Genomic DNA, 16,762 nt, shown 5'->3' with positions numbered 1-16,762 from the left:
TAAATGATAGTAAGCCAACATTTTATAGTATAATTTTGCTGCTAAAAATATAGAGTTCCATATTTTCTGATGCATCTAAGAAAAGTTCAGGACCTTTATCCGCTCCCTTTCCCCAAGTAGAAGTTCCATCATAGGGAACTGTCACCAGCATTACTTTTGAATTTTCTAATGTTGCATTTTCTTCTGGTATTCCTGCGTATGTTTTCATTTTTTATGTATTTAAATTTATTGAGGTGTCTATTTAGCTACATACTAATTGACTTTGGGAAACGGGAGAACGTTCTACAATTCTTTTCATTAATTTGTTAAAGATAGTATCTTTATTTTGTGAGCGATTGATTCTAAAACTATATTCCGCTAAATATCGGTCTATGCTAAATTCATCAACCTAAACGCTATCATTCATTTTGTGCAATTCACTGGATTTCATAGCTTCACGGACTTTTTGCATAAAATAATGTGCAGTCTGACGACTAATTTCATAACGACGAGCAACTTGTGAGGCTGATAACCCTTTAGTTGTAGTTGTCATTTCAAAACATATAAAAAATGCTTTACGTAACCCAAATTTTAGTCTATGAAATAGTGTTCCAGCAGTAGGACTTTCCGTATCTCCACAGATATTGCAAGTGCGTGAAAAATCTTTTCTGACTTGGTATTTTTTATGACCACATTTGCGACAGCAATATCCATCTTCCCACTTTAAAGAGGCTAAGTATTCTTCGCAATCTAAGTCTGTTTTAAAGCGTTCAGTAAACTATAAGAGGCTTTGTCCCTTAAATAATTTCATAATACATTAATTTTCAGAGTGCAAATGTATGAAATTATTTTAACACCTCAATCTATTAATATATCTCATCAGAATATTTCGCAAATCTACATCTAAATAATATAATGCTACGACATCTGAAAATTTTGTTTCTAACCTAAAATTACATTTTTTTTGTATTTTATGCAAATCAAATATAACCGACCCACATATTTGTCCTTCCTCCTTTCCTATCAAAAGCGGCTCCCACCTTTCCCCAGACAAACTCCCACTCTTCCCCTATGTGTGCTGCAAGCCATTTTTTATATAGTTTTTCGGTTTGTAGTTCATATTCCTCTGTCCAGTTTTCCCAAGGTGTATATCTTTCTTTCATAGAAAAAAATATCGTTTCGAGTTTTTCTCCTTCAAAACAAATAGAAATATCAAACTCTTTTCCCTCAAAAGGACATTTTTCAAAATAAATCCAATAAAACCCTGTCCCCACATCCCAGATATCATTATCAGGAAACAGCTCTCTGAGCGAGGAAAAAGTAGTTTTAGAAGAAATCACTACACCGTTTATAAGAAAAAAATCTCCATTTTCAGTATCTAAAAATAATATAGATTTTGTACTGTTCATTTTTTATTCTATTAAAATATTTTTATTGAGGTGTCTATTTAATTACATACTAATTGACTTTGGAAAACGGGAGAACGTTCTACAATTCTTTTCATTAATTTGTTAAAGATAGTCTCTTTGCTTTGTGAGCAATTAATTCTAAAAACTATATTCCGCTAAATATTGGTCTATGCTAAATTCATCAACCTAAACGCTATCATTCATTTTGTGCGATTCACTGGATTTCATAGCTTCACGGACTTTTTGCTTAAAATAGTGTTCCTGTAGTAGGACTTTCTGTATCAAATCCATAAAAATCTTTTCTGACTTAATATTTTTTATGACTACATTTGCTACAGCAATATCCTTCTTTCCATTTTAAAAAAGCTACTTAGGCTTGTTCATACTTATCATTCCAAAGCCTAACATAGGAATATCTTTTAAAATAAAGAAATCTGTAACGGGAACTCCTTCTATATAGTAAAAGGTTTTAGCAGAAGTAAAAAGAAAACTCAAAGTAATAAGAAAAGTAATTGTACAACCTACAAAGGCTAATTTACGCACTATCGGAGAGAATATCCCTATTATCAGTGCTACTGCTATAGCTATCTCTATTACGCCGATGAGATTGGAAACTCCTTGCAAACTTAGAATTTTATAAAGCCATGATAGCAGGAAACTTTGTTCTACCAAGGATTTAATCCCCTCTGCCTCAGCATGTGTAAACTTGTATGCGCCTATCCAAAGTAGAATAGTTGCCACTCCAAAAAGACTGATATAATACCCTATTTTGTAACATAGGGAGATACTACTATTTTTCATTTCTTGCGATTTATTATATTGCAAAGTTGCATTTTTTTCTATTAAAAACCTATACTATATACTAATAATTGGAGAATAAAAATCCTCCGTTGGGAAGAACTCCTTCTTTGTTTTCAAATCTTGGAGCTTAATGATATTTTTCTTGTCCTTATCTAAAAAAATCTTAAAAATTTCCTTTTCTTTCGTTTCATTATTTGTTAGTTCTACATTATCGCCAACAATTTTAACGGATTCAAAAATCGATGGATAATCCACAAAATCAGTATAATCCATACGAGGGGTAAGGTTTTTATCCAATTTAGCTCCTTTTTCTACAGAGTAAATTATTTTCTGAGCAGAAATAGGTTGCTTTTTATAAGAGCTTAATTCTTTAACCGACAGAAATTCAAGATTGATTTTATAAATCATCCTGTCTTCATTAGTGATAATAGAATCCTTTACTTCCATTCTCCATTGAAAAGCAAGCATCATATTATCTTCAAAAATCCTTCGGTAAGGAGATTTTTGCACTTTTTGTTTGGTAATTTTTTCAGGTGGTGGAGGAATAGATTTTTCCTTCTTTTGTCCAAAAGCCACAAAGTGAGCTGCCACCATGACAATTAAAAGTAATTTTTTCATGTTAATTAGATTTTATAAAGGTTTGTTTTTCAGCTAAATGATAGTAAACCAATCCTCCTGGTTCTGGCGTTCCCGTAGATGGCGCAATAGATGGATCAAAAGCATCCAAATCTATCGTAATATACACATTACCAGAAACTTTACTAAGGACATCTTCTATCCAGTTTGGATTTTCAGCAATCTCATGCGCCCAGAAACACTGTCCTTTTGGGACATACTGCATTTCTTCCACATCACACGAACGGATTCCTACCTGAACCAAATTATGCTTTTGATTAGCCTCAAAAGTTTTATTTTCAGCTAAAAACAAGTTTACTATATTGTATTTAATCCTCGTTATGCAAAAAGCGTTTTTTAGCATACAATTCTTCATCGGTTTCTTGATGGTCTTCATCGGGCACGCAACAATCTACCGGACACACAGCTGCACATTGCGGTTCATCGTGAAAACCGATACATTCTGTACATTTATCGGCAACTATAAAGTAATAATCATCACTTATTGCCTCGTGAGGGTCATTGGCACCTAATTCGCGCCCATCGGGTAATACAATTTTTCCTTTAAGAGCAGTTCCTTCACTATAACGCCATTCTTCGCCTCCTTCATAAATAGCATTATTGGGGCACTCAGGTTCACAAGCCCCACAATTAATACAATCGTCAGTTATTATTATAGCCATTTTTTTATCATTAGTTTTTGTTAGTTGCTCATTTGCGAATTTTGTTATTTTCCTGCAAATGTTTTTACATCATCTTCTGAAATTTCTTTACCTCCCAAAATAAAAAGGCGTTCTACTACATTGCGCAATTCTCGTATATTTCCTGTCCAATCTTGTTGTTGTAGTAATTCTATTGCTTTTTTACTGAATTTTTTAGGCGAAATACCTTGTTCAGCGGCAATTTTATTAGAAAAATGATTGATGAGCAACGGTATATCCTCACGGCGCTCGTTCAGAGAAGGTACTTTTATGAGTATTACCGCCAATCGGTGGTATAAGTCTTCTCGGAAACGCCCTTCGGCTATCTCTTTTTTCAAGTCTTTATTAGTAGCAGCTATCACACGTACATCCACACTGATATCTTTATCGCTCCCCACGCGTGTAATTTTATTTTCCTGCAAGGCACGTAGCACTTTTGCTTGGGCAGAGAGACTCATATCGCCAATTTCGTCTAAGAAGATAGTACCATTATTAGCAGCCTCAAACTTACCTGCGCGGTCTTTCACGGCAGAGGTAAAAGCCCCTTTTATATGCCCAAAAAGTTCACTTTCTATCAGTTCCGAAGGGATAGCAGCGCAATTCACCTCTATCATAGGGGCTTCGGCACGCTCGCTTTGGCAGTGCAAAGCGTGAGCCACCAGCTCCTTACCCGTACCATTAGACCCTGTAATGAGTACGCGAGCTTCGGTAGGCGCCACCTTTTCAATCATCAGTCTGATTTGTTGTAGAGGCTCGCTTTCGCCTATCATTTCGTAGTTTTTGCTTACCTTTTTTTTGAGGTGTTTGTTTTCTACTACCAATTTTTGTTTGTCAAGCGCATTGCGTACTGTATTAAGCAAGCGATTTAAATCAGGTGGTTTTGAAATATAGTCATAAGCTCCTAAGCGCATAGCGTTTACGGCAGTTTCAAGGTCGCCGTGTCCTGAAATCATTACAAAAGGAGTTTCAGGTTTCATTTTTTTAGTCTCGGTAAGCACCTCCAAGCCGTCCATTTTAGGCATCTTGATATCGCACAGCACCAAGTCGTAGTCGTCTTTTTTTAGCTTTTCCAGCCCTTCTACTCCATCATTGGCTTCCTCTATTTCGTAGCTTTTACTCTCTTCTTGCAATATTTTGGTAAGCACCCTGCGTATTGCCTGCTCATCTTCTATAATAAGTATTTTTGCCATATTGTAATCAATGATAAATCTATTCTTGCGATTAACTTTGCAAAGGATGTAGTGTAATCGTACTGCAAAGGTAGTAAAAATAAAAAAACTCTCAACTATTGGTCAAGAGTTTTTTTGTTATTTTTATTTATTAAGTTTTCGTTTAACGCTCCCCCACGCTGGCGCGAGCTTGCAGCTCGTGCCTATAATCATAGAGCTTGCAGCTCCCCACGCTGGCATATATGCACTTTCGTGTAGAAACTTAGAACTTGCAGTTCACACCCAAGCCAAACGCCGACAACGTGTATGACTACCATCCAATTGAACGCAAGACATATCTAACTTTCTTTTCTTCTTACTTAATAGATTCAACCATACTCGCTGAAAACTACCATCTTTACCCCATTTATTGAAGTAGTAATAAACATTTTGCCAAGAGATTTCACCTTTTTCAAAATAGACCTCAATTGGAAGTTCTCTCCATTGCACCCCTGTTTTTAACCTCTTAAGAATCAATAAAAATATTGAAGCCAAATCAAAATTACTTTTAAATCCTCTTTTTCCTACACTTAAAAAGGGAATAATCCAATTATTTATTGTATCTTTGCCCAAAGTTCCTGAATTTTAGTGTTCTTTTTTCCAAACACAAAATTACTAATTTTTGGGAACTTTTATTTTATTATAAGAAAAAGTTTAAACAGCTTCATAGTTCAACAATAAAGCGCAAAGATACAAAAAAAATATTTTATAAGTAACAAAGCATAAAAAAGGTTGCCCAGACTTCTGAGCAACCTCTTTCTATATTCTATTAGATGATTAACTTCCTAAGGTATACCAATGTACGCCTATCAAATATTGAAACTCCGCTGAAAACAACAACCGTACGGCAACTACCAGCAGAAAAGTCAATGCCAATAAGCCTATCTTCTGGTACGTCTTGCTCACGGTGGCAATGAGCATTCCTAATAAAAAAGCTGCCCCTGTGCTCACAATATAAATCAGAGCTAAACTGAAATGTGCATCAGGCAGACTCCCTGCAATAAGCATTAACCCCGTAAACGGAAGAACAATGCGTAAGGCACTTTGTAGGCATTCTTGGGGTCTCTCTCTTACAAAGAGATAACTCATAATCACTACCCCTGTTAAGTATAGGGGTAGGGTTACCAAATGATCTCCATAGGCTATTGAATTTATAAACAAGTAAAGTGCAATAGCTGAGATAAGTTCTAAAAAGATTTGTACTGACTTTTTCATAATAAAAATGATTAATTATGGGAGTATTAGTTCTTCTCCCCACGCTGGCATATATGCACTTTCGTGTAGAAACTTAGAACTTGCAGTTCACACCCAAGCCAAACACCGACAACGTGTATGACTACCATCCAATTGAACGCAAGACATATCTAACTTTCTTTTCTTCTTACTTAATAGATTCAACCATACTCGCTGAAAACTACCATCTTTACTCCATTTATTGAAGTAGTAATAGACATTTTGCCAAGAGATTTCACCTTTTTCAAAATAGCTCTCAATTGGAAGTTCTCTCCATTGTACCCCTGTTTTTAACCTCTTGAGAATCAATAAAAATATTGAAGCCAAATCAAAATTACTTTTAAATCCTCTTTTTCCTACACTTAAAAAGGGAATAATCCAATTATTTATTGTATCTTTTCCCTAAGTTCCTGAATTTTGGTGTTCTTTTTTTTCAAACAGAAAATCACTAATTTTCGGGAACTTTTACTTCTCTAAAAAGTTTAAACAGCTTCAAAAATTAGAATCTAAAATTATATTAGTTTGCTTTGAAAGTATATTTGAAATTCGACTGGTATTTTTGGAACTCTTCTTGCGATGTTACCGTTTTATAGTCGTTATTAGCAAATAATTTCAAAAATATTTCTAATTGTGAAGGGGTGAGATACCCTGGTACGCCTGTAAGTAGATTGGCTTGTTCGTCTAAGAACAGCATTGTGGGGTAAGCAGCTACCTGAAAAACAGAGGTAATAGGGTGTGGTGAGTTACGAGTTTCAGAACGAGCAGGGTCATAGCCTTTGTTCTCAAATTTCTGTCCTTTGTAATTTACCACTTCGTTACCTTCCCCATTAAATTTTACTGGGTAGTAGTTATCATTCACATATTTAGCCAAGTCTTTATTCGTAAAAGTGTTGCTTGATAGCATTTTGCAGGGTCCGCACCAATTTGTATATATATCTACAAATATTTTTTTAGGATTCTTTTTTTGTGCCGCGATAGCCTCGTCAAAAGTCATCCATTTTATTTGTTGGGCTGTAGCCACTGTGGTAGCGGTTAGTAATAAAATTGCGATAGCGATGAATTTTCTAATCATATTTTTTTACATTAAAAGTTATTATGGTATTTACATTCCAAAAAGTGTGCCAAACAATTGTTCGTCTTCTTTACTTAAAAATTGCATAGCTATGGGCAGGTAGTGCAAATTGGGCAATGTTCCTTCTAATCGCACGTAATCTTTTTCGGTGGTAAGTATGCGCCCTGCACGCTTTAATCTTTCTATTTCATCCAATGAAAAATGATGATGGTCAGGAAAAGATAAATGCTGAAATACAGCGCCTTGTGCTTGTAAATACGCTATCAAAGGAACTGGATTGGCTATACCTGTTACCAAAGTGAAAGGCTCTTTTGCATACGCTATAAGCGGTGTACTGCCTTCATTGGCATACACTTTTTGGTCATAGGCAATAGTTGCAAAAACAATTGTTCCCTTATAATAGTGCCCCAATTGCGCTTTCATTAGCTCTTTATCTTTCTGTTGTAAAGTAGCGGGACATTTTGTTACTACCACTATATCCGCTGCTTGCGCCCTACTTTTCACATCGCGCAGTTGCCCCATTGGGAATAGGTTATCGGTACTGAACGGGTGTTGGTAGGTGGTAAGCAGTATGTTTTTTTGTGCTTTTACAGCACGATGCTGATAGGCATCATCTAAGATAATTACTTGGGGTGGAGATTGTTGTGCAAGCATAGCCTTTACTCCTGCAGCTCTATCTTCGCAAACAGCTACCATTACTTCGGCAAACTTACGTTTAAACTGAAAGGGTTCGTCTCCAATATCGGTTACGGCTGTTTGGTTATTGGCTAATACAAAACCGCGTGTTTTGCGCCTGTATCCTCTACTGAGCACCCCTATATGGTTGTATTGAGGTTGTAGAAGCCTTACGAGGTATTCTACCATAGGTGTTTTGCCTGTACCTCCGAAGCTAAGGTTGCCTACACAAATAGTAGGTACTTGTTTTAGCACTTCTTGTTTCAGCCAAGCCTTATCATATAGCCAATGGCGCAAGTGTAACACCCCTGCCCAAAGTAGCGAAAGCGGCAAGGTAATGGGCAGCAGGTAATGTCTAAGCATCTATTTTTAAGTTTTTAAGGTTGATAACCTCCTGCTGTGTAAGTCGGCGCCAATGCCCGCGAGGCAAGTCTTTTTTGGTAAGCCCAGCAAATAGTACTCTATCTAATTTATCTACCTGATAGCCTAAGTGCTCGAATATGCGGCGCACGATGCGATTCCTACCGCTATGAATTTTTACACCTACTTCGTTTTTAGGTTTTTGGTCGATATAGCTTATTTCATCAACTTCTATAAATCCGTCTTCGAGAGTGAGCCCGTCTCTGATAGCTGCTAAATCTTTGAGTTCTAATCTGCGATCGAGGATTACGTGGTAAATTTTTCTAACACCGTGAGTGGGGTGTGTTAGTTTTTTAGTAAGCTCGCCATCGTTGGTGAGCAATAGTAGCCCCGTAGTAGCGCGGTCTAATCGTCCTACGGGCAGGATACGCACATTGGTAGCATTGGCTACCAAGTCCATTACTGTTTTGCGACCTTTCTCGTCGTTGGTAGTGGTAATAAAGCCTTTGGGCTTGTTCAGCAGGATATATTCTTTTTTCTCTGAAGAGAGTAATTTACCGTCAAAACGCACTTCATCAGTAGGTTTTACTCTGTAACCTAAGGTAGTCATTACTTCGCCATTTACGGTTACGTTACCAGAGGAAATATAGACATCGGCATTGCGGCGTGAACAGATGCCTGCATCGGCGATGTATTTATTTAGGCGTATTTCTTCAGTAGAAGCCGGCAAATCATACTCTACAGGTTTTTGGTTATCAGGCTGGTAATAAGTTTTTTTGTTGAAAGGCTTTTTATAGCCATTGTTATTATTGCCTTTATAGCCTCCTTCTCGTGAGTTGCTATAGCGATTTCCGTTGTTATAGCGGTTTTCGCTATTGTTATAGCGATTTTCGTTGCTGCTGTAACGATTTTCGCTATTGCTGTAACGATTTTCGCTGTTGTTATAGCGGTTTTCGCTGTTTTTATAGCGATTATTTCCGTTATTATAACGATTTTCGTTATTATTATAGCGGTTTTCGTTATTGTTATAGCGATTATTTCCGTTGTTATAACGATTTTCGTTGTTATTATAGCGGTTTTCGCTATTGTTGTAACGATTTTCATTATTATTATAGCGGTTTTCGCTATTGTTATAACGATTTTCGTTATTATTATAGCGATTATTTCCGCTATTATAGCGGTTATTGCTATTATTACGTTGATTTTCTTGTTGGCTTTCGTAAGGTTTGTTGTAATCCCTACGTTTGTTATTCCCTTGATAATTATTTTTTGCCTGATAATTATTCTTACCCTGATAGTTTTCTCTGCCTTCTCGGCTGAATTTTCTGTTTTCCATATTAAATTTCTCTATTTTTTAATTACTCTTAATGATAACTTTTTGGTCAGGTTAGGTTAAATCATTGTAACTTTGGGGCAAAGATACAAAAAAAAACTGAATTATGATTTTTTTTAAATATTTTTTTGTAAGAATTGTAGTGTTGCTTATCTACCCCTTATCCTTCGCTTATCCTTCGCTCAAGGTTCGCTCATCCTTCGCTCATCCTTCGCTGGGAAGAATTATGAATTTTGAATTGAGAGGCTGTAAAAATTCATAATTCAAAATTCACAATTCAAAATTATTTTGTATCTTTGCCTCTCTAAAACAAAAAAATATATGATTACAGTTACTCGTTTATTTGATATTCCTTATTATCAACAAACTAAATACCCCTTATCAGTAGCTTTGGCTACTAAAGTAAATGGGATATGGCAAGAAACTTCTACCGATGAATATATTAAAAAAGTGAATACCGTAAGCAGGGGATTACTGCGCTTAGGTATTGAAAAAAACGATAAAATAGCGGTTATCTCTTCTAACAATCGTACGGACTGGCATATCTTGGATATTGGTATTCTGCAAGTGGGCGCCCAAAATGTCCCTATATACCCTACTATTACTGCTGATGACTTTGAATATATTCTAAACCACTCCGAATGCAAATATTGTGTCGTTTCTGACGTGGTTCTATACGAAAAAATAAAGGCTATCAAAGATAAACTACCTCACCTAAAAACAATTTATACCTTTGACGATGTGCCTAATGCCCAAAACTGGAACGAAATTATTGCTTTAGGTGCCGATGAAAGTAACCAAAATGAAGTAGAAGCTCGCAAAAATAGCATCGATAAGCACGATTTGGCTACAATTATCTACACTTCAGGCACTACAAGTAGACCAAAAGGGGTAATGCTATCTCACTGGAACATTATTTCTAACATCATCAACTGCCAAGACCGCTTGCCTGTGAAAACGGGGTCTACCGCACTCAGCTTCTTGCCTGTGTGCCACGTGTTTGAACGGATGCTTACTTACCTTTACCAATACGATGGATTGCAATTGTATTTTGCGGAATCTATTGATAAAATTAGCGATAACCTCCGCGAGGTGAAACCGCATATCCTCACCGTAGTACCACGATTGATAGAAAAAATCTACGACAAGATATTTGCCAAAGGTGCTGAACTTACAGGCATCAAGCGTACGCTGTTCTTTTGGGCACTGAACTTAGGCTTCCGCTACAAACCTTATGGCGAAAATGGCTGGTGGTACGAACTACAACTGAAAATAGCTAACAAACTTATATTCAACAAATGGCGGGAAGCTTTGGGCGGTCGTGTAGAAATGATTGTATCGGGTAGTGCTGCGCTCTCACCTCGATTGGCTAAGGTATTTTCAGCAGCAGGACTGACTATTATGGAGGGTTACGGACTTACTGAAACGGCTCCTGTAATTTCTGTAAACCGCGAGGCTGGAAGATATTGGAAAATAGGAACCGTAGGGAAGCCTGTTAACAATGTGCAAGTGAAAATAGCTGAAGACGGCGAAATACTGGTGAAAGGTGAAAACGTGATGCTGGGCTACTATAAAGACGAAGCGCAAACGAAAGAAAACATTACCGATGGCTTTTTTCATACTGGCGATATAGGCGAATTGGATAAGGAGGGCTTCCTAAAAATTACCGACCGCAAAAAGGAAATATTTAAAACCTCTGGTGGTAAATACGTATCGCCACAGCTGATTGAAAACAAACTTAAACTTTCCCGATTTATAGAAAACGCTATGGTAGTGGGCGAAGGTGAGAAAATGCCTGCAGCTATTATTCAGCCTAATTTTCCTTTTGTGAAAGAATGGGCACGCCGCCACAACGTAAATATAGGCACTACCAATGCTGAAATTGCTGCTAGCCCTATCCTGCACGAGCGTGTGGCTAAAGAGGTGGAACGCGTAAACCAACGCCTTGGCAAATGGGAACAGGTAAAACTTTTTGCCTTTACTCCCGATGAATGGACTATTGATGACGGACACCTTACCCCTACCCTAAAACTCAAACGCCGTGTTATCAAAGAAAAATATATAGACATCTATAACAAGTTTTACAACAAGTGATTGAAATAACTGATATTAGTACCTTTACCAGCCCTAAACCTACTGTTATTACTATCGGTACTTTTGACGGAGTACATCTCGGTCACCAAAAAATTATCAATAAGGTAGTGGAGAGCGCTCGCCGAGAAAACCTCTTGGCGACTATCTTTACTTTTTTCCCGCACCCTCGTATGATAGTGCAGCACGACAATAGTCTGAAACTGATTCATACTCTGAGTGAAAAGAAAGAGGCTCTAAAAGCCTTAGGAGTTGATTTACTGATTGTGCAACCCTTCAACGAAAAATTTGCGAATCTTACTGCTGAAGATTTTGTGCATAAGCTATTAGTAGAACGCCTTAATGCCAAAAAAGTAATCATTGGCTACGACCATCGCTTTGGCAAAGGGCGCACAGCTGATATAAAAGATATGGAACACTTTGGGGAACAATACGGCTTTGCAGTGGAAGAAATACCTGTGGAAGAAATCAATGAGGTGAGTGTGAGCTCTACGGCTATACGCAATGCACTGCTGTCAGGAAAGATGGATATTGCCGAACGCTACCTTGCTGCCCCTTATAGCCTTACAGGTACGGTGGTGCACGGAATGAAGTTGGGTCGTTCTATAGGCTACCCTACTGCTAATATAGTGGTAGATGACAAGTATAAACTTATCCCAAAGGACGGGGTTTATGCTGTGTATAGCCTTATCAACCAACAAAAGGTATACGGGATGATGAGCATAGGCAAAAACCCTACTATTGAGGGGAAAGGCAGCTCTATTGAAGTGCATTTTTTTGACTTTAACAGCGATATTTACGACCAGCAAATTACCATTTATTTCATAAAATACTTACGTGAAGAACAAAAATTTGATTCTATAGAACTCTTAAAACAACAAATAGCTAATGACGAAACAGCAGCGAGAAAAGCAATTGCGCTACGATAAAGCCTATATGCGAATGGCTATGGAGTGGGCTAAACTCTCTTATGCGCAACGTAAGCAAGTGGGTGCTATTATGGTGAAAGACCGAATGATTATTTCCGACGGCTATAATGGTACTCCTACAGGGTTTGATAACTGTTGTGAAGATGAACAAGGCAATACGCACTGGTTTGTACTGCACGCCGAAGCTAATGCTATAATGAAGGTTGCTGCCTCTACACAATCATCACAAGGCGCAACGCTATATATTACGATGTCGCCGTGCAAAGAGTGTAGTAAGCTTATCTATCAGTCGGGGATTAAGCGGGTGGTGTATAAAGAAGGTTACCGCGATAATGAAGGGTTGGTATTTTTAGAAAAAGCAGGGGTAGAAGTAGTGCATTTAGAAGATGTTGGGCAATAAAAAAATCAGGCTACTATATAGTATAGTGCCTGATTTTTTTTATTTTTAGTAGCTTTTTCTATTAAAAATAAGCGTTAAGAGTTGCTGAAAGTACTCCTAAACCATCTTTACCACCAATGTTGAAGCCCAGTCTATTTTTTTCTGTATTGCCATTACTTGCGTAAGTAAAGTTTACACCATAAGTGTATTGAGCTCCAAGTGCTACTTTAGGAAAGATAAAGTACTCAACCCCTGCAAAACCATTTACACCTAAGCCAAAGGCTGTTTGTTTTTTAGCAGGAGATACAAATCCTACCAAAGCATCAGCTCCATAGTAACCTTGCAAACGAGTAACGCCTTTTCTCCACTCTTTACCATAACCTGCTACTAAACCAACGCTACTTACAGCATCTACATCTTTATCTTTAGACAAGTTGAAGTTGAAGCTTGCTATGTAACGAGTAGCGGTATTATCGGTATCAAACTTTTTACCAACAAAAGTAAGTACTGAATGGGTAGAAGAGAAAACTCCTTCACCAAAACCAACAAAGTTTTGTCCTTCAAAAAGGTTTTGTCCTGAGTTAGAAGGTGAACCGTTGAATGCTTGTCCTACGAAAGTTAAAGCATTACCTACATTGAAACCGATTGACCAGTCTCCTTGTTTAGGAAGGTACTGTTCACCTTTAGAAGACACCAAACTTTGTGCTGATACAGCACCAAAAGCAAAAATTGCTACTAATGATAAAATAATTTTTTTCATCGTAATTATGTTTTTTTTAATTATTACAATGCAAAGATACTTCTTTTTATAATAACTACCAAATATTTTTATATATTTTTTCGTTATATTGCAATATTAATAGGCTTTAGCAAATAGTACTCGTCTTGCCGAAGGCTTGCCCGAATACATACATACTCCTGCCTCTTCTTTGCTGTTTAAAGGAATACAGCGTATGGTAGCTTTTGTCTCTTCTTTTATTTTTGCCTCTGTTTCGGCAGTACCATCCCAATGGGCTGCAAAGAAACCGCCTTTGGTTTCTAACAATTCCTTGAACTCGTCATAGCTATTTACCTCTGTAATATGAGTATCGCGGTAAGCTAAAGCTTTTTTGTACAAATTTTCTTGTATTTCGGCTAAGAGTTGTTGTATATGTGCAACAATAGCATCAGCGGAGATGGTTTCTTTGGTGAGGGTATCACGGCGAGCAACCTCAAAGGTGTGGTTCTCTAAGTCGCGTTGCCCCACTGCCAAGCGTACGGGTACGCCTTTTAGTTCATATTCATTAAACTTAAAACCTGGTGATTGGGTGTCACGATCGTCAAACTTCACGCTAATACCTTGTTTTTTAAGCTCTTCCATTAGCGGTGTAATGCGCTCACGCACGTTCTCTAATTGGGCAGTACCTTTATAAATAGGTACTATTACCACTTGTATGGGTGCCAAATTAGGCGGCAATACCAATCCGTTGTCATCGCTGTGGGTCATAATAAGGGCGCCCATCAGGCGAGTAGAAACCCCCCACGAAGTAGCCCATACATAATCTTGTTTTCCCTCTTTGCTCACGTATTTCACTTCAAAAGCCTTAGCGAAGTTTTGTCCTAAAAAGTGTGATGTGCCGGCTTGTAATGCTTTGCCGTCTTGCATCAATGCTTCAATACAATAGGTATCATCAGCCCCTGCAAAACGCTCACTTTCGGTTTTCACGCCTTTGATAACAGGTACTGCCATAAAGTTTTCTACAAAAGTAGCGTATACATTCATCATTTTTTCGGCTTCTTCTATTGCCTCAGCTTTGGTAGCGTGGGCGGTGTGCCCCTCTTGCCACAAAAATTCAGCTGTACGGAGGAACAAACGGGTACGCATTTCCCAGCGCACTACGTTAGCCCATTGATTTACAAGTATAGGCAAATCACGATAGGATTGAATCCAGTTTTTGTAGGTATTCCAGATGATGGCTTCAGAAGTGGGGCGCACTATCAGCTCTTCTTCTAATTTTGCTTCGGGGTCTACCATTAGCTTGCCTTTTTCGCTGGGGTCTGTTTTGAGGCGATAGTGAGTTACTACCGCACATTCTTTGGCAAAACCTTCTGCATTTTTTTCTTCAGCTTCAAAATAGCTCTTAGGAACAAACAGCGGAAAATAAGCGTTATAGTGTCCTGTTTCTTTGAACATACGGTCTAATTCAGCCTGCATTTTTTCCCATATAGCATAACCGTAAGGTTTAATCACCATACAGCCACGTACTCCTGAATTTTCAGCCAAATCGGCTTTTACGACCAATTCGTTATACCATTTAGAGTAATCTTCACTTCGCGAGGTTAAGTTCTTGCTCATACTATTTAGTTCGTTTTTTTAATAGTTTTTTTTGTGTTTCTTTTTAGTAGTAGAGGTGTGTTTTGGAGGTTTCAGATAGTGCAAGCATTCCTCTATATAGAGGTCGCCCTGGTTGCGTATCATTCCTGCTACATTTTCATTGAACCATATTTCGCCTAAATTTGCTTTTAGGTGCTTGGTAATGTCCTTTCCGTTTTTTGCAAAGTTAATACTAATACGCCTATCACGCAGGAATTTAGCAAAGGCGGTGAGCATTTCTTTCGGAATTTTATACTCGTTGATAAAATAGTTTTTATAGGGTTTGTTGTTTAGAGCGGGGTGTTTGTCTAAATATTCAAACAGAAAGAAACTTGTAAGCCCCGAACTTAAGAGTTCATTCACAAGATAACTTTCGGGTTTCATATCAATAGGTACAAACACATCGGGGTAGATACCGCCACCACCATAAACTATTTTCCCTTTAGGCGTTTTAAACTTAAGCGAATCGGGGACTGTAGCGTTATCTATAGGGACACTGCGGCGTTGCTGCACATAAGCGTAAGGTTTCTGTATAGAACGCCCTGTGGGAGTGTAGTAACGTGCTGTAGTAAGCCGTACTGCTGAGCCATCGGGTAAAGGCATTTCGCTCTGTACCAATCCTTTACCAAAGGTACGTCTGCCTACAATCACTCCTCTGTCATTATCTTGTAATGCTCCTGCTACAATTTCGCTTGCCGAAGCTGAATTTTCATTGACCAATACGAATATAGGACGATTTTCGAACAAGCCTCCATCGGTGGCATAAGTTTCTTCGGTTTCTTTGCGATTGTTTTTGGTAAATACAATCATTTTGTTTTTACGCAAAAACTCATCGGCTATTTGTATACCTACATTGAAAAAGCCTCCCGAATTGTTGCGCAAATCTAATATCAGGCTATTGATTCCTTCCTTATCAAGTGCTTTGAGGGCATTGGTAAATTCTTCGGTAGTGGTTTCGGCAAATCTATTCATACGAATATAGCCTAATGTATCATTCACCTTATAATAGCAATCTACACTCTTGATAGGGATAAACTTGCGCTGTATGGGCACGGTGAATATACTGTCTTTGTTTTTTCGGTAAATGGTTAAATCTACGCGAGATTCCATTTCGCCTTTCAGTATATTTTTGATTTTTTCGGTACTGAGGTGTTTTTTATAGAGGGTATCCTTGCCTGCCATCAAGATACGGTCGCCAAAGCGGATTCCTTTTTTTTGGGCATCACTATCCTCAATGGTTTTAATGACAGCTATGGTATCGCGATACACATAAAAGCTAATACCTACGCCTACAAACTTACCACTCATCGTTTCGGCTACCTCTTGTATGTCGTTTTTAGCGATGTAAGTGGAGTGTGGGTCTAATTTTCGCAAAATGCTATTAATCGTTAAATCGACAATGCTATCGGCGTTTACCTTATCAACATAATCCTCTTCTATATAATCCATCAGCTTGCCGAGTTTTTCCATATAAGGGCTTTGTGGAATTGTATCGTCAATCACTACGGGTAAAGGAGGGGGTGGCTTTGGGATATAGATATTAGCCAGCTGCCTACCCAATATCAATCCTAAAGCTAAAGTAGTTCCTATAATCGTGGGAAGTATATAGTATTTATTTTTCATC

At 37.9% G+C, this 16,762-nt stretch carries 17 protein-coding genes and 4 pseudogenes; 3 read left to right on the top strand and 18 right to left on the bottom strand.

Translation table 11 applies throughout. From position 1 onward, the window contains the following. Positions 1–49: 49 nt before the first annotated feature. The 15 genes and pseudogenes from J4N46_RS09075 to J4N46_RS12700 all read right to left on the bottom strand — a co-directional run. A pseudogene (locus J4N46_RS09075) lies at positions 50–208 on the bottom strand (agmatinase); the annotation flags it as partial. A 183-nt stretch (positions 209–391) separates the two neighbouring features. Then, positions 392–790, bottom strand: a pseudogene (locus J4N46_RS09070) (IS1595 family transposase); the annotation flags it as partial. A 169-nt stretch (positions 791–959) separates the two neighbouring features. Beyond that, complete coding sequence (locus J4N46_RS09060; RefSeq protein WP_208059027.1) at positions 960–1,388, bottom strand: hypothetical protein; 429 nt, start codon at positions 1,386–1,388, stop codon at positions 960–962. A 38-nt stretch (positions 1,389–1,426) separates the two neighbouring features. Beyond that, a pseudogene (locus tag J4N46_RS13015) lies at positions 1,427–1,574 on the bottom strand (IS1595 family transposase); the annotation flags it as partial. A 180-nt stretch (positions 1,575–1,754) separates the two neighbouring features. Next, entirely contained in the window at positions 1,755–2,189 is a 435-nt protein-coding gene (locus J4N46_RS09055) for a DUF417 family protein (RefSeq protein ID WP_208059026.1), read from the bottom strand. Positions 2,190–2,243: 54 nt separating this feature from the next. Further along, a complete protein-coding gene (locus J4N46_RS09050) occupies positions 2,244–2,807 on the bottom strand; it encodes a hypothetical protein (protein ID WP_208059025.1) in 564 nt (187 codons plus the stop codon). A gap of 4 nt (positions 2,808–2,811) precedes the next feature. Then, positions 2,812–3,093 (bottom strand): annotated as a pseudogene (locus J4N46_RS09045) (arginase family protein); the annotation flags it as partial. Between the two features lie 40 nt (positions 3,094–3,133). Continuing rightward, positions 3,134–3,487, bottom strand: coding sequence for a 4Fe-4S binding protein (locus J4N46_RS09040; RefSeq protein WP_208059024.1), 354 nt, complete (start codon positions 3,485–3,487; stop codon positions 3,134–3,136). 44 nt (positions 3,488–3,531) lie between these two features. Next, positions 3,532–4,695, bottom strand: coding sequence for a sigma-54-dependent transcriptional regulator (locus J4N46_RS09035; RefSeq protein ID WP_208059023.1), 1,164 nt, complete (start codon positions 4,693–4,695; stop codon positions 3,532–3,534). A 255-nt stretch (positions 4,696–4,950) separates the two neighbouring features. After that, positions 4,951–5,286 (bottom strand): transposase, encoded by a 336-nt coding sequence (locus J4N46_RS09030; RefSeq protein ID WP_236013910.1) that lies wholly within the window; start codon positions 5,284–5,286, stop codon positions 4,951–4,953. Between the two features lie 204 nt (positions 5,287–5,490). Further along, entirely contained in the window at positions 5,491–5,928 is a 438-nt protein-coding gene (locus J4N46_RS09025; protein WP_208059022.1) for a hypothetical protein, read from the bottom strand. Between the two features lie 87 nt (positions 5,929–6,015). After that, positions 6,016–6,321 carry a transposase gene (locus J4N46_RS09020; protein ID WP_317194298.1) on the bottom strand — a complete coding sequence of 102 codons (306 nt, stop codon included), beginning with the start codon at positions 6,319–6,321 and terminating at the stop codon, positions 6,016–6,018. 142 nt (positions 6,322–6,463) lie between these two features. Next, complete coding sequence (locus J4N46_RS09015; RefSeq protein ID WP_208059021.1) at positions 6,464–7,018, bottom strand: thioredoxin family protein; 555 nt, start codon at positions 7,016–7,018, stop codon at positions 6,464–6,466. Positions 7,019–7,048: 30 nt separating this feature from the next. Beyond that, positions 7,049–8,056 (bottom strand): tetraacyldisaccharide 4'-kinase, encoded by a 1,008-nt coding sequence (gene lpxK, locus J4N46_RS09010; RefSeq protein ID WP_208059020.1) that lies wholly within the window; start codon positions 8,054–8,056, stop codon positions 7,049–7,051. Continuing rightward, complete coding sequence (locus J4N46_RS12700) at positions 8,049–9,389, bottom strand: pseudouridine synthase (RefSeq protein ID WP_236013903.1); 1,341 nt, start codon at positions 9,387–9,389, stop codon at positions 8,049–8,051. Before J4N46_RS12700 ends, lpxK begins: the two co-directional genes overlap by 8 nt. 318 nt (positions 9,390–9,707) lie before the next feature. On the opposite strand from J4N46_RS12700, the gene J4N46_RS09000 reads away from it, so the two are divergent. The 3 genes from J4N46_RS09000 to J4N46_RS08990 are packed head-to-tail and all read left to right on the top strand — an operon-like array spanning position 9,708 to position 12,806. Further along, positions 9,708–11,480, top strand: coding sequence for an AMP-dependent synthetase/ligase (locus tag J4N46_RS09000; RefSeq protein WP_009416483.1), 1,773 nt, complete (start codon positions 9,708–9,710; stop codon positions 11,478–11,480). Then, positions 11,477–12,406: a bifunctional riboflavin kinase/FAD synthetase gene (locus tag J4N46_RS08995; protein ID WP_208059019.1), complete on the top strand. Its 930-nt coding sequence runs from the start codon at positions 11,477–11,479 to the stop codon at positions 12,404–12,406. The genes J4N46_RS09000 and J4N46_RS08995 overlap by 4 nt, the downstream gene beginning before the upstream one ends. Further along, positions 12,366–12,806, top strand: a complete 441-nt coding sequence (locus J4N46_RS08990) for a deoxycytidylate deaminase (RefSeq protein WP_034557516.1) — start codon at positions 12,366–12,368, stop codon at positions 12,804–12,806. Before J4N46_RS08995 ends, J4N46_RS08990 begins: the two co-directional genes overlap by 41 nt. 61 nt (positions 12,807–12,867) lie before the next feature. On the opposite strand, the gene J4N46_RS08985 is transcribed toward J4N46_RS08990, so the two are convergent. From J4N46_RS08985 to J4N46_RS08975, 3 genes are all read right to left on the bottom strand, one after another. Further along, on the bottom strand, positions 12,868–13,545 hold the full coding sequence (locus J4N46_RS08985) for a hypothetical protein (protein WP_208059018.1): 678 nt from the start codon (positions 13,543–13,545) through the stop codon (positions 12,868–12,870). A 96-nt stretch (positions 13,546–13,641) separates the two neighbouring features. Beyond that, positions 13,642–15,120 carry a proline--tRNA ligase gene (gene proS / locus J4N46_RS08980; protein WP_208059017.1) on the bottom strand — a complete coding sequence of 493 codons (1,479 nt, stop codon included), beginning with the start codon at positions 15,118–15,120 and terminating at the stop codon, positions 13,642–13,644. 18 nt (positions 15,121–15,138) lie between these two features. Beyond that, entirely contained in the window at positions 15,139–16,761 is a 1,623-nt protein-coding gene (locus tag J4N46_RS08975; protein ID WP_208059016.1) for a S41 family peptidase, read from the bottom strand. Position 16,762: the final 1 nt, after the last annotated feature.

Source organism: Capnocytophaga bilenii (assembly GCF_017565765.1).
In the GTDB taxonomy this organism is placed as follows: domain Bacteria; phylum Bacteroidota; class Bacteroidia; order Flavobacteriales; family Flavobacteriaceae; genus Capnocytophaga; species Capnocytophaga bilenii.
Note: the sequence above shows the minus strand (reverse complement) of the source record. Positions and strands in the feature narration are given on the sequence as shown.